This is a genomic window from Candidatus Peregrinibacteria bacterium, from assembly GCA_016220175.1.
Classification (GTDB): Bacteria; Patescibacteriota; Gracilibacteria; order CAIRYL01; family CAIRYL01; genus JACRHZ01.
Genome location: JACRHZ010000037.1, coordinates 1 through 12,889 on the forward strand (window position 1 = coordinate 1; position 12,889 = coordinate 12,889).

Annotated in this window: 14 protein-coding genes; 11 read left to right on the forward strand and 3 right to left on the reverse strand. The window is 39.2% G+C overall.

Features of this window, described 5'->3' with window-relative positions; genetic code table 11:
* Window positions 1–164 precede the first annotated feature (164 nt).
* On the reverse strand, window positions 165–929 hold the full coding sequence (locus HZA38_03405) for a two pore domain potassium channel family protein (protein ID MBI5414539.1): 765 nt from the start codon (window positions 927–929) through the stop codon (window positions 165–167).
* A 136-nt stretch (window positions 930–1,065) separates the two neighbouring features.
* Between HZA38_03405 and HZA38_03410 the strand changes: the two genes are divergently transcribed.
* From HZA38_03410 to HZA38_03435, 6 genes are all read left to right on the forward strand, one after another.
* Entirely contained in the window at window positions 1,066–1,542 is a 477-nt protein-coding gene (locus HZA38_03410; protein ID MBI5414540.1) for a DoxX family protein, read from the forward strand.
* Between the two features lie 69 nt (window positions 1,543–1,611).
* Window positions 1,612–2,136, forward strand: coding sequence for a translation initiation factor IF-3 (locus HZA38_03415; protein ID MBI5414541.1), 525 nt, complete (start codon window positions 1,612–1,614; stop codon window positions 2,134–2,136).
* A gap of 31 nt (window positions 2,137–2,167) precedes the next feature.
* Window positions 2,168–2,383 (forward strand): 50S ribosomal protein L35, encoded by a 216-nt coding sequence (locus HZA38_03420; protein ID MBI5414542.1) that lies wholly within the window; start codon window positions 2,168–2,170, stop codon window positions 2,381–2,383.
* A gap of 21 nt (window positions 2,384–2,404) precedes the next feature.
* Window positions 2,405–2,752, forward strand: coding sequence for a 50S ribosomal protein L20 (gene rplT, locus HZA38_03425; protein MBI5414543.1), 348 nt, complete (start codon window positions 2,405–2,407; stop codon window positions 2,750–2,752).
* 732 nt (window positions 2,753–3,484) lie between these two features.
* The gene (gmk, locus tag HZA38_03430) at window positions 3,485–4,081 is read left to right on the forward strand and encodes a guanylate kinase (GenBank protein MBI5414544.1); all 597 of its coding nucleotides are present in this window, start codon (window positions 3,485–3,487) and stop codon (window positions 4,079–4,081) included.
* 10 nt (window positions 4,082–4,091) lie between these two features.
* Window positions 4,092–5,342 (forward strand): aminoacetone oxidase family FAD-binding enzyme, encoded by a 1,251-nt coding sequence (locus HZA38_03435; GenBank protein ID MBI5414545.1) that lies wholly within the window; start codon window positions 4,092–4,094, stop codon window positions 5,340–5,342.
* Window positions 5,343–5,850: 508 nt separating this feature from the next.
* Here HZA38_03435 and HZA38_03440 read toward each other — a convergent pair.
* The gene (locus HZA38_03440) at window positions 5,851–6,198 is read right to left on the reverse strand and encodes a hypothetical protein (protein MBI5414546.1); all 348 of its coding nucleotides are present in this window, start codon (window positions 6,196–6,198) and stop codon (window positions 5,851–5,853) included.
* Window positions 6,182–6,904, reverse strand: coding sequence for a DUF4065 domain-containing protein (locus tag HZA38_03445; protein MBI5414547.1), 723 nt, complete (start codon window positions 6,902–6,904; stop codon window positions 6,182–6,184). Before HZA38_03445 ends, HZA38_03440 begins: the two co-directional genes overlap by 17 nt.
* 233 nt (window positions 6,905–7,137) lie before the next feature.
* Here HZA38_03445 and HZA38_03450 point away from each other — a divergent pair, with 233 nt between their 5' ends.
* From HZA38_03450 to HZA38_03470, 5 genes are all read left to right on the forward strand, one after another.
* Window positions 7,138–8,076 carry a hypothetical protein gene (locus tag HZA38_03450; GenBank protein ID MBI5414548.1) on the forward strand — a complete coding sequence of 313 codons (939 nt, stop codon included), beginning with the start codon at window positions 7,138–7,140 and terminating at the stop codon, window positions 8,074–8,076.
* A 146-nt stretch (window positions 8,077–8,222) separates the two neighbouring features.
* Window positions 8,223–9,059 (forward strand): Bro-N domain-containing protein, encoded by an 837-nt coding sequence (locus tag HZA38_03455; GenBank protein ID MBI5414549.1) that lies wholly within the window; start codon window positions 8,223–8,225, stop codon window positions 9,057–9,059.
* Between the two features lie 185 nt (window positions 9,060–9,244).
* A complete protein-coding gene (locus HZA38_03460; GenBank protein MBI5414550.1) occupies window positions 9,245–10,195 on the forward strand; it encodes a virulence protein RhuM/Fic/DOC family protein in 951 nt (316 codons plus the stop codon).
* 228 nt (window positions 10,196–10,423) lie between these two features.
* Window positions 10,424–12,259 carry a DUF2207 domain-containing protein gene (locus HZA38_03465; GenBank protein ID MBI5414551.1) on the forward strand — a complete coding sequence of 612 codons (1,836 nt, stop codon included), beginning with the start codon at window positions 10,424–10,426 and terminating at the stop codon, window positions 12,257–12,259.
* A 64-nt stretch (window positions 12,260–12,323) separates the two neighbouring features.
* A complete protein-coding gene (locus HZA38_03470; GenBank protein ID MBI5414552.1) occupies window positions 12,324–12,851 on the forward strand; it encodes an S-layer homology domain-containing protein in 528 nt (175 codons plus the stop codon).
* The last annotated feature ends 38 nt before the right edge of the window (window positions 12,852–12,889 follow it).

Genomic DNA, 12,889 nt, shown 5'->3' on the forward strand with positions numbered 1-12,889 from the left:
ATCTTTTCTTATATGTTCTGCTTTGAATAGTATGACTGCTCTCGGAATGCCAAAAAGTTACAAAATAGTATGAAAACCTTAGAAAAAGAAAATTGCTCTTTCCTGAGTCTCTATATTATGATTTGTGCAACAAAGTCATTCTTAATTGATCAATTCGTAATTGACTAAAAGATTCTCTTCTGCACGAGCGCCATAAACACACCGAGCATGAGGTATCCGTTAAATACTTCGATATCGACAATAAATCTTGAAATAACATCAGAAGCGACCACATCTCCAAGTCCAAGCGTCGTAAATGTGGCGATAGAAAAATGAAAAGCGTCATACCAATGGATTGCATCACTACTGAAAGGAATGTGGAGATTCCCGATAAAAATGTAGAGAAGTGCGTAGAATGTGACGGAAATAAGGCATGAGATTCCCCATCGCAAAAAACTGAGCCCATAGAGAGAAGTAAATTCCCAGAATTTGTATGTAGAGAATTTTCCCCACTTTCTTTTGAATCGGAAAGAACTCTGTCGATAGCGCATTTTTTCCAAATATGCTTTTTGCTCCGCAAATTTATAGTCCTTTTTCCGATAAATAGCGCTCAGAATGGTGAAATATCGCTCCATGAGGTGATAGAAAACGCTCATTTGGGAAATGACCAATTTGTCGCTGCGATTTTCATGGAGTTTTTCCAAATACTTCTCTTCTTGTACACGAAAACACTCAATGAGCTCCTCAAAATAATGCTTTTCAAGTTCCGTCTCAAAGAGAGCAGTGCTTTTGAGCGAAATTCTTAACAAATAGTAGAAATATGCCCCTCTCGTCTCATAGGCATCTTCTGGAAGCTCTGCCAATTTTTCCTCAAAAACTTCATGTGCTTCATGAAGATGTACCGGGAGCTCCTCATAATCTATCGCTGCTATAGCTTCATGAATTTCCATGAAAAATGTGTAATATATCGCTGAATTATACCAAAATACTACTAAAAACTCAATTAAGAACTTGTAAAGAGAGAAGTTTTGATGATACCGGAGAGAATTTGTTATTATGGAAGACGCTCTTTCATTCTTAAATCTTATGAAAAAATTCTTCCAGACAAAACCAAATCCTGAGAGTGCTGAACTCCTCTTGCGCCTTGGAATTGGAGTATTCGTGCTGCTTGCTGGTATTAGTAAATTTCAAATGGGAGTGTCGAATTTTGTGAAAAGCACTGCTTCAGGGTTTGAATCTTCTTTTCTTCCGATGTCACTTGTAAATACCTTCCTTACGGTACTTCCTTTTTTGGAGACGATCCTCGCTCTGCTTCTTATTACAGGATTCTTGAGGAGATGGGCACTTCTCGGAACTGGACTCCTCCTTATCGTTTTCATTTTTGGGCTTACCGTGAATGGAAACCCGGACGCATCACTTTTTGTGTATCTTTTTGTCGTGGCTTTTGCTCTGAGTCTACCGGGAGGATTTTGCTCCTCCTGCCGAAGCGATAATGTCTGCTACGAGGAAGAGGAAAAATGCTGTGAAGATAATGAAAGGTGCTGCGAAAAAAAGAAAAAATAAGAATTCCTGTTTTCTTGACTCTCACAAAAAAGTTTACTACACTCCACCTACGCTTTTTGGCTCTTTTTGGTGACCCAGAAAAAACTTCTTCGTAAGAACTCAAGAATTACTGCGCCTGAAGTGCGTGTTATCGATAAAGATAATAATCAGCTTGGGGTGATGCCTACCTCTAAAGCTCTTGAGCTCGCGGTTCAGTCGGGATTCGACCTCATTGAAGTTTCCCCAAAAGCTGTCCCGCCCGTGTGCCGGATTATGGACTTTGGGCATTTTCTCTACCGCCAAAAAAAAGCAGAGAACAAGCAGAAACAACTCACAAAAGCACAAGAAACGAAGGAAATCCGATTTGGAATCCGAATTTCAGATCACGATTTTCAGGTTCGTGTCGATCGGGCTCAGGAATTCCTCGAGAAACATCATCCGGTAAAAGTCATCTTGGAATTTCGCGGACGAGAGGCGAGCCATCCTGAAATTGGCATGAAGCGTATAGAGAAGATGCAGGAAGATCTCTCAGAGATTGCAAAGTCGGAAGGCGTTAAGAGGCAAGGTCGAAATATCATTGTTGAGTTCAGACCAACTGGACAAAAGAAAGGCTAATCGCATCCATTTTTTATTTTATTTTCTTTCTATGGGAAAAATCGGAAAAGTAGGCAAGCAGAAAAATAGATCTGCTGCAAAAAAAAGACTTGTCAAGACTGGTTCAGGAAAATGGCGCATGCAAAAATCTTCCCGCAACCATCTTCTGCTGCAAAAATCGAAAAGACAAAAGAAACTTGCAGAAAAACCTATCATATTGAGTCCGGGAGAAGCGAAAAGAGCAACAAGGCTTCTTCCACACTATTAATTATTCTTTTTCTTATATTTTATGAGAGTGAGCCACAGCGTCTCATCGCGAAAACGACACAGAAAACTTCTCAAACTCGCCAAGGGATATCGTTGGAAGCGAAGTAATGTTTTTTCATATGCAAAAAATGCCGTCATGAAGGCGGGGCTTTATGCCTATGAGCACAGACGGTCTAAAAAACGCGATTACAGAAAAGTCTGGATCGCCCGAATCTCGGCCGCGTTACAGCTCATGGGCATGAATTACTCCACTTTTCAACACGCTATGACAAAAAAAATGATCATTCTCAATCGAAAGGTTCTCTCGAATATGGCGATTGAATATCCAGAAGTATTTGAGTCGATCGTAAAGGAAGCCATTAAAAGCTAGGGGAAAATTTTCTTGTTGACAGATTGAATTTTATGATATAAAATATTTTCCTTTCGATTGTTTTTTTGGACAGCACGAAAGGGAAATGCCAAATTTGCACTTGTTTCCTGAAAAAATGCTTCGGATAACAGAGGTGGGCATTTCCCTTGCATACCACTCGAAGACAAATTCCTCTGAAAGAGGAGCTCCGCTAAAGCGGAGAAGGATCTTCGAGTAGATAGTTCTCATTCCGTCGACTCAGCGGAATGAAAGCTCCCTACTATTCTTCGGTAGTCGTTTTTTAAAGACCAGAATACCAAAGGTCTTATTTTGTTTTTGTTTTACTTCGGAACGAATTCCGAGAAAGGAACGAATCCTTTTGTTTGTGTTTATGAAGAATGCTCCTTATGAGAACCGAAGTTACAAAAGGAGGCTACTCTTCGGTGTTTTGGCGGTTTGAGTCAAACCATCGAAAAGTAGGGAGGGGAGAACTCCAAAGTAGCATATCTATGAGGGAGGATATGGTACTTCGGAATTCCCCGTTCCCGGCTTTCCGAGAAGTCCTTAGAGAAAATGTGACCGCCAAGTGCTGAAGAAGTGATGTAAAAGACCTGAGCGAACTCTTAAGAAATCTCGTAATTGTATCAGAAAAACCCTCAAAAAACAAGTAGTTCACTGTTCCAGTTCGAAGAGATTGAAATAAATATGATATAATTTTTATGTATATAATTATTTTAATACTTTTTTGTGAATATGTCAATTGCCCGCGCTCGTCTTTTTCTCATCATTGGTCCTTCTGGCGTCGGAAAAGGGACAACCGTCGATTTCCTCAAAAAAAATTATTCCCAAACCTTTGTATTTCCCGTTTCTGCTACCACAAGACCGCCTCGACCAGGAGAGAAAGAAGGGGAAACATATTATTTTCTCTCCGAAGAGGATTTTCGGAGTCGCATAAAAAATGATGAATTTCTGGAGTGGGCGGAAGTACACAATTCTTATTTGTATGGCACGCTGAAAAAACCGATATTTGATGCGATTCGGGATGGAAAAAATGTTGTCCGAGAACTCGATATTCAGGGGTTTGAAAGCGTTCAAAAAATTCTTCCCCGCGACGAATATGTTTCCATATTTCTTCTCCCTCCATCACTTGAAGTTTTAGAAAGGCGGATTCGGGAACGCTCCCCTCTTTCTGATGCAGAAGTAGAAAAGAGGATGGAGAGCGCAAAAATTGAACTCGAAAAAAGTAAAGAATGTCATTATCTCGTACAAACTGTTGACCGAGATGTTCCCGGAACTCTCCGTGATGTACTCAATATTTTGAAAAAAGAAATTCCTGAACTTGAGGAATAATTTCTGCAAAATGAGAATGCAGTACGATGTTATTGTTATCGGCGGTGGACCAGCAGGAATGATGGCGGCAGGACGAGCGGCAGAATGCGGCGCGAAAGTTTTGCTCTTCGAAAAAAATGCAACGCTTGGGAAAAAGTTATTAATTACTGGCGGTGGACGATGCAATCTCACGAATGCGGAGTTTGATGAAAAGATTTTTTTGGAAAAATTCAAAGAACAGAAAAAATTTCTTTTTTCTCCATTTTCACGATTTGGAGTGAAAGAAACACTTGAGTTTTTTCATGCTCGGAAAATGCCAACAAAAATTGAAGCAGAAAAACGCGTGTTTCCCCTGAGTGACAAAGCGAAGTCTGTTTTTGATGTTCTCGTAAACTATATGCGGGAAGGGAATGTAAAGATTCTGACGAAGTCGGAAGTGATGGGATTTCAGAAATCGAAAAAGAAAATTTCTGGAGTTCAATTACAATCCGGAGAAATTCTCAAAGCGAATTCGTATATTTTAGCAACTGGTGGAAAATCTCATCCGGAAACGGGATCAACGGGAGAAGGATTTCGTTGGCTGGAAGAGATTGGACATACCGTGGAGGAATCAGATGCCGCGCTCGTTCCAGTAAAAATTCGAGAAAAATGGATTTCGGAGCTTTCTGGACTCAGTTTTTCTAATGCAAAGCTCACTGTTTTTCAAAATCAGCAAAAGCAAAAAAGTGGAAAAGGGAAATTGCTCTTCACACATTTTGGAATCAGTGGACCGCTTGTCTTAAATATGAGCAAGGAAATTGGTGAAGTTCTCAAATATGGAGAAGTGACACTTTCGCTTGATCTCATGCCGCATCTTGATCTCGGCGCAGTGGACAGAGATCTCCAAAAACTCTTTGACGAAAATAAAAATAAAAAACTCAAGAATATTCTTCCGTCCTTCGTTACTCCGACACTGTCGTCTGTTCTCATCGATCTTGCAGAAATTGATTCCGAAAAATTTGTCCACAGCATTTCCCGTGAAGAACGGCGAGTTCTCGTTCGATTTATCAAAGAGCTTTCCCTGACAGTGGAAGAACTTATGGGAACAGATAAGGCAATCGTCACGAGTGGCGGAGTAATTCTCGAAGAAGTTGATTCTCGGGAAATGAAATCACGACTCTTCTCAAATATGTATCTCGTCGGTGATATTTTAAATATCGATCGTCCATCAGGCGGCTACAGTTTGCAACTCTGCTGGACGACGGGATTTGTGGCGGGAATGAGTGCGAGTGTATCGTCGTAGAGACAAGGCATGCCTTGTCTCTACTTTTTTGGTGTGTGGCTTTGAATTTTGCTGTCCTCTTGATACGATGAAATATGGAACGCTCCCTCAAATAGCAATTTTATTGTTTTTATGGAAAAAAGGAAAATCGCACTCGTTGCACTTTTTATAACACTAATGATTTTGATCTGTTTTTTTCTCTTTCAGGGGAGAGCGTTGATAATTTCACAATACGATTCCCCAGATTTTTGTATTTTTGACTTTGATTGCACTGGACAACGAGAGGATTGTTCACCATGTGCTTGTTCCACTCCCGTAAATGTTTTTCACAAAGAGCCATTTGATTGTGAGACAAAAAAGAATCAACAACAGAATATTCCTAATTCAAAAAATAAATTTTTAGCACCATCAGATTTGCCTTATTGTACTTTAGAAGTCATGTGTCCGCCCACACCGAGATGCATAGAACATACTTGCAAAATGGGTGGCTAATAGTGGAGAAAACTCCGAAAAATTTTGGAATCTGCCTTTATCGGTCTTTCAAATATCTCTCAATTCGATCCGTATCTTCTCGATCTTTTTCATTTTTCATATAGATTTCTAGAAATTCAATATGATTTCCTCGAATACAAAAACAAAAAATAATTCTCGTTTTACTTGATCCCTTCATGCTTCTTACCATAAGACGAGTCTTTATGATCCGAATCCCCTTCTCATCATTTTTTTTCAAAAGAATAAATCGTTTGTTATTCTCAAAATCAACGCCCACTATAAATTTTCTAAAATTCTCGAGATCTGATTCCAGAGAAGGAATTTTCTTGGAAAGTCTTTTGTATTCTTTCTCAAATTCCGGCAGAGAACTAAATATCATCTTCATATCGGCGCACGGAATAAGGATCATTTCGGTAAAACACGCTTTCATATTTAATTTCTTCTCCCAATTCGTGCGTCATCCACGGAACATCGCCGTGAGAATATTCACTGAGTTCCTTTCCTGATTTATCGGAAAGTTTTACAAGCACGAGATCAATATGCTCCAGTTCTCTTCCCGTGAGAATGGAAAGATTTGCATTTCTCCGTGGGAGATATTTTCGTTGATCGTACGTAAAATATTTGCTATTCACTTCTTCAATTTCTCCATTTTGTTTCATTTCTTCCAGAACTTTTATAAATTCCTTTGGCGTCGGACCATGATGATTTTTCATGTATGTTAAGCCCATAAGTTGTTCTTCAAACTTTTCGTAATAATCAAAATCGATGAAATACAGCAGTTTGTAGAGAACGGTGAGCCCAACATTTGGCTTTCCACCGACTTTTTCAAGAATGTAGAGGAGAACCTCTTTGAATTTCTTGAGATTTTTTTGCGGAATATCAATACGCATATCAGAAGCTTTGTGCTCTGATTCTTGAACTGTATCAAAAATTTCTTGTACTTTCTCTCGTTCGCCAAGAGTCAGCGGTCTTTCTCCTTTCTCAATTTTGATGAGCGTGGGACGCGAAATACCAAGACGCATGGCAAGATCTGATTGCGACATGCCGATTTTTTTCCGAAGCTCGAAAATATTCAAGGTTTTGGAGGTCATGGATGAGGGGGAAATGTTGATTGACAGGCTTAATTGTAGAGTTTTATGATTTTATTGTCAATATTATGTAAATAAAATGGAAAGATTGACAAATTTCAGCGGGAGTCACGCGCTGACGCGTGCCATTTTTTAGTGGCGAAGTGAAAAAATTTCGCTAAGCATGAAAATTCGTGATACACTCTTGCCCAAGATGATGAAGCAAGAGCGAGAGTAAAACTTTAAAACATGCATTAATGGAAGCTAATTTCTTTCTTAAATATCGAGGACTTAATGAGAAAAATGATTCAGAAGTTGATTTAGCTGTTCTTGGCGAGTCAATTGTAGGTTTTGATATTGTTATTAAAGAAATATTCAAAATTTCTAAAATAAATGGGAATATTATTGTTAAAGCAAGCAATACAAGAGAGGGATCGTTGATAGTTAACATTATAATAATTCTCCTTGATCTCGCTGAGAAGATTCCATTTGAAAAAGTCGTAGACCTTATTAATTTTCTAAGGGTTGTAGATACTCAATTGTGGGAAAAAGCGAATGATTTTTTTGGTGCAATTAATCAAGCTCATAAGAGTGTTAATGATTTTGCTAAAGAACTCCCTGCTGACTTTACAGCAATCTTTTCACTTGTGGCATATTTTGTTGGTACATTAATCGGAAAAGCCAAAAACCAAAAGAAGCTTCTTGATCTAAATGATTTACCAGAATCGTACGCCAAATCTCTCCATCGCATGATAACACAAGGTAAGTTCAAGAAGGCACTCAAGCCTTTTGTGGAGAATGAAGTGTCCTCTATAGAAATAAGCCATAGGAAAGATTTCCTACAGTCATCCATTATGGACAAGAATAATTTCGAAAATTATTTAAGCGAAGATGAAAAAATACTTCCAGACTATGAAAATGGCAAATTATACCGTTTTACAGTAAAGATCGTGGGAATGCAGTGTAGTAAGGGGGATTCAATGAAGGTTCGAGTCTATACATTTCCTAAAAAGTATCGAGATCTGGTTGCCTACCCTCCTGAAGGAAAAACAACTAAAGACTTCGACCAATTTTATGGGCAAAATGTTGTTGTAAAAGCAATAATCAAAAGAGATTCCCTCTATCAAAAACCGAGTTTGCTTGTAGAAGATATGCATTTACAACAAAAATCTTTGCCGATTTTTAATGGTAATTAACTCTTCTTTCTGTCGACGAACCCCGACGACAGAAAAAATTCATTAAAAATGGCGAAAGAAAGCGATATTCTCGCACTCATGAAATTCGCGTGAATGCAAAACCTTGGAACTATTCTATACTGTGATCGTAACTTTTTCCCATAATTATGGATTCAAAGCAAATTGCCATTTTTGAAGGCAAGAAAATTCGAAAAACAATTTATAACAATGAATGGTGGTTTTCGGTGATTGATGTAATAGAAGCGCTTATAAACAGTGATCGCCCAAGTGTTTATTGGACTGCTATGAAAGCAAGAGTAAAAGATGAAAGCGAATTTCAACTATCTACAATTTGTAGACAGTTGAAGCTTTTGGCTGAAGACGGAAAAATGCGTGAGACCGACTGTGCCAACACAGAAGGCATCTTTCGCATTATCCAATCCATTCCTTCTCCAAAAGCTGAGCCATTTAAACGTTGGCTCGCGAAAGTAGGATATGAGAGAGTGCAAGAAATTGAAAATCCTGAATTGGCACAGGAGCGAATGAAAAAACTCTACGAGCAAAAAGGATATTCCAAAGATTGGACTCAAAAACGGCTTCGCGGAATAGCGATTCGTCAAAATCTTACAGATGAATGGCAAGATCGAGGCATTCACCGCAAAAGTGATTATGCGATTCTCACGGCGGAAATTTCTAAAGCAACTTTTGGAATGACGCCGAGCGAGTATAGAAAACATAAAAATATTCCAGAGGAATCAAAAGCAAATCTCCGAGATAACATGACCGATTTGGAGCTGATTTTTACAATGCTCGGAGAAAAAGTAACTACTGAAATTTCGAAAAAGGAACAGCCAAAAGGAATTCCGGCGAACAAAAAAGTGGCGAACCGCGGCGGCGGAGTTGCGGGAAACGCGAGGAAGGAAACAGAGAAAGAACTTGGAGAAAGTGTGATTTCTTCAGAAAATTATTTACCGGAGAAAAATTCAAAAAAATATTTGCCCTGATCTCATCGGGAACTATTTTGTGAAGGATTCCTAATCTGTCGTCAAACCCCGACGACAGAAAAGCATTTCAGCAAATGGCTTCATAAAAACATTTTTCTGCGCATGCGTATTTTTGCTGTGTGATTTTTTTGTGGTGAAAAAATATAATTTCCTCATGCGAATTTGTATTCTTTTTTCCACAATTTATGAAAAACGAAATTATTATTTACCAAACAAAGTCCGGTGCTCTTGAGCTCAAAGGAGACTTGAAAAAAGAAACCTTGTGGGCGAGCCAACAACAAATTGTCGAGCTTTTTGGCGTTGACCAATCTGTTGTATCTCGCCATATTCGAAATATTTTCAAAGACGGTGAAATCAATCCAAAAAGCAATATGCAAAAAATGCATATTGCAAATTCTGATAGACCAATAGCGTTTTATTCTCTTGATGTCCTTTTGTCCGTTGGATACAGAACAAATTCAAAAGTGGCCATTGCATTCCGAAAATGGGCCACCAAAACTTTGCGCCAGCATATTTTGGAAGGCTACACGCTCAATAAAAAAGCACTCGCAAAAAATTACGGCGTCTTTTTGCAAGCGGTCGAAGACGTGAAAAAACTTCTTCCCGCTGGCGGACAAATTAAAACTGAAGATGCTCTGGAACTCATCAAAATGTTCGCCTCCACGTGGCTCTCTCTTGATGCCTATGACAAAGAACTGCTCCCAAAATCAGGTGCAACGAAAAAACAGATAGCGATAACAATGGAAAGTGTTTCTCACGCACTCTTCCAACTGAAAGAAGAACTGATTTCTAAAAAAGAAGCGAGTGAACTCTTTGGAATTGAGAAAACGCACGGAAGTATGTCTGGAATCGTCGGAAATATTTTTCAATCATTTGGTGGGAGAGATCTGTATCCGACACTCGAAGAAAAAGCCGCGCATCTTCTTTATTTCGTCGTGAAAAATCATCCATTTGTCGATGGCAACAAAAGGTCCGGAGCGTTTTCGTTTGTGTGGTTTCTCCGAAAAGCGAACATTCTGAATCCTCAGAAACTCACGCCAGAAGCGCTGACTGCGCTCACTCTTTTTGTGGCAGAAAGTAATCCGAAAGAAAAAGATCGAATGGTTGGGCTTATTTTGATGTTGCTCAAAAGATAAACACAATTATAAAATTTTGAATTCTTGTCGACGAAGAGTGACGACAGAAAAATATTCAAGAAAATGCCTTCATAACAACATCTTTCTCGAGTGACGAGTTTTTTCCTTCCGAAAGTGGTAACAATCTCCTGACCCAGAAAGTTTTAAAAACCTAAAACCTGTTGCAATCTCATACCCTTCTGCTTCAGAATAATTTTCGATATTCCAATTTTTCTCTTCCGAAAAAATATGAAATCTTTCCTTCGGTCTATTTTTTTGACAATTTTCTTGCTCCTCTTTTCTGGAATTGCCTCTGCTGATGAAGGCTGGGAAATTACGAATTTTGACGCGAACATTCGTATTCAGGAAGATGGAAAAGTGCGTGTGGAAGAACATATTTCTGTCGATTTTCATGATCTCCAAAAACATGGAATTTTCCGTGATATTCCGTACGCATACGTTTCTCCCGATGGTTCCAAAGTATTTACAGAAATTTCAGCGCAATCGGTGACACGAAATGGGATGAGTGAACCCTATGAAGTGATTTTGAATGATGCGAATATTCGAATTCAAATTGGAGACGCAAACACACTTATTTCAGGAACACAAGAATATACGATTGAATATTTGGCGACCGGAATTTTGCGATCATTTGGAACATACGATGAACTCTACTTAAATGTTACTGGACTTGAATGGCCAGTAACAATTCTCAAAAGCTCGGCCGAAGTGCATCTTCCCGAAACTAATGTTATGGATTCTGAACCCTGTGGAGGTGATATAGAGTGCTTTCGACTGATTTCTCACCCTGCCCCAAAAATTCTCCAGAAAAACTGCTTTCTTGGCGTTCAAGGATCTCGCGAAAAATGCAAGATCACCGAGAAAAATTCACAAAATATCACATTCACTTCACAAAGAAGACTTGAGACGGGAGAAGGAATGACGATTGCTGTCGGCTACACTCCGAACACAATTCCAATTCTCATCGCATCTCCTCCAAAAACTTTTGGAGATATTCTTTTTTCTCCTGTGACGTTTGGTTTCGCAGGAATAATTTTTCTCCTCGGCGCATTTTTCGTTCTTCGCCTCTGGTGGAAACACGGACGTGACTCATATTTTCAACGAAAAAATCTCCATGATCCAAATGCGTCTCAAGGAGTTATGCCAGTACTTGAACACGAAAATATCGTCGTAGAATATGAAGCTCCGGAAAAACTTCGTCCCGCCGAAATTGGCGTTATTATGGATGAAAAAGCCGATACTCTTGATGTGTCGGCGACTATCGTTGATCTCGCCGTTCGGGGATATCTCACGATTATGGAAAAAGCAAAGGATTCATTTTTTGGAAGCTCAGATTATATTTTGAAACGAACAGAGAAAGGGGAAGATGGACTTTTAGAGTACGAACAAAAACTCTTGAAATCAATTTTTAAAATAGAAAAAGAAATATTGCTCTCTTCGCTGAAAAATACTTTTTCCCAAGATCTCAGGGAAGTGAAAAATGAACTGTATCGAGAAATCACTGAAAAAGGATTTTTTGGAGAAAATCCAGAATCAGTAAGACTCCGATATTTTCTGTGGGCATTTTTTGTTCTCATTTTTGGAGTTGGACTCATCATTTTAGCAGCAAATATCCTTTCAGAAATTGCACTCGGAATTGGAATTGGACTCGTCGGTTTTGGTGTTTTATTTCTCATTTTCTCGAGGTTCATGCCGAGAAGAACCGCAGAAGGAAGAGAAATATATCGAAAAGCGCGAGGCTACGAAGTTTTTCTGAACAATGTTGAAAAGCATCGACAGATATTTTTTGAAAAACAAAATGTATTCATGGATGTCCTCCCGTATGCCATCGTTTTTGGTACTACAAAAAAGCTTTCGGATGCGATGGCGATCATTGGAGTCCAGCCCAGAGCTCCTTCTTGGTACATCGGCACGCATCCATTTCTCATTTCTGAATTTGGTGCTCAGGTTCATAATTTTTCCCATACTATTTCTACCACCATGAGCTCTACACCATCGGGAAGTGGCTCAAGTGGCGGATCTTCTGGCGGAGGATTTGGTGGCGGTGGAGGAGGAAGTTGGTAAAAATTTGTTGCGAGAATGTTCACAAATTTGTCATACTGGAAAAAACATATTTCTCCCCTTCCTCATGAAATATTCCTTTGCAAAATCCGTGTGGATTTTCTCAGCACTTTTGATTGGAGTTTCTCTCTTCGAATTTTCTGGTGTGGAAATTTTTTCTCCATCGGCTCAAGCGACTTCGACGGGCGCTTTTTCTGATGTGAATTCATCACACAAATACGCGAAGAGTATCCAATTTTTGAAGGACAATAATGTTGTGACTGGGTATGCGGACGGAACATATCGTCCAGATAAACCTCTCATTCGAGCAGAATTTACAAAAATTATCGTACTTGGAACGAGGCAAGACGTAGAGCCCGCTACAATTGCTCCGTTTCCGGACGTTCCGCTCGGAAAATGGTATACCGATTTTATCGCGTTCTGCGCCCGTCTCGAATATGTAAAGGGCTATCCCGATGGAACCTTCAAGCCAAATCAGGAAATTAACAAAGTGGAAGGGCTTTGTTGCACAAATAAATTGTACGGGAATAGGAGTATGTCTAAGATGAGGAGGAACAATAACCTCTTTCAAAATGAAAAAGAAATCCTCACTTAGACAGAGATATCGTATCGCAAATTGGAAAGAGTACAATA

Coding starts and splice junctions, on each gene's coding strand:
- HZA38_03405 (MBI5414539.1), bottom strand. CDS start 929: ATGGAAATTCATGAAGCTATAGCAGCGATAGATTATGAGGAGCTCCCG.
- HZA38_03410 (MBI5414540.1), top strand. CDS start 1,066: ATGAAAAAATTCTTCCAGACAAAACCAAATCCTGAGAGTGCTGAACTC.
- HZA38_03420 (MBI5414542.1), top strand. CDS start 2,168: ATGGGAAAAATCGGAAAAGTAGGCAAGCAGAAAAATAGATCTGCTGCA.
- rplT (MBI5414543.1), top strand. CDS start 2,405: ATGAGAGTGAGCCACAGCGTCTCATCGCGAAAACGACACAGAAAACTT.
- gmk (MBI5414544.1), top strand. CDS start 3,485: ATGTCAATTGCCCGCGCTCGTCTTTTTCTCATCATTGGTCCTTCTGGC.
- HZA38_03435 (MBI5414545.1), top strand. CDS start 4,092: ATGAGAATGCAGTACGATGTTATTGTTATCGGCGGTGGACCAGCAGGA.
- HZA38_03440 (MBI5414546.1), bottom strand. CDS start 6,198: ATGAAGATGATATTTAGTTCTCTGCCGGAATTTGAGAAAGAATACAAA.
- HZA38_03445 (MBI5414547.1), bottom strand. CDS start 6,904: ATGACCTCCAAAACCTTGAATATTTTCGAGCTTCGGAAAAAAATCGGC.
- HZA38_03450 (MBI5414548.1), top strand. CDS start 7,138: ATGGAAGCTAATTTCTTTCTTAAATATCGAGGACTTAATGAGAAAAAT.
- HZA38_03455 (MBI5414549.1), top strand. CDS start 8,223: ATGGATTCAAAGCAAATTGCCATTTTTGAAGGCAAGAAAATTCGAAAA.
- HZA38_03460 (MBI5414550.1), top strand. CDS start 9,245: ATGAAAAACGAAATTATTATTTACCAAACAAAGTCCGGTGCTCTTGAG.
- HZA38_03465 (MBI5414551.1), top strand. CDS start 10,424: ATGAAATCTTTCCTTCGGTCTATTTTTTTGACAATTTTCTTGCTCCTC.
- HZA38_03470 (MBI5414552.1), top strand. CDS start 12,324: ATGAAATATTCCTTTGCAAAATCCGTGTGGATTTTCTCAGCACTTTTG.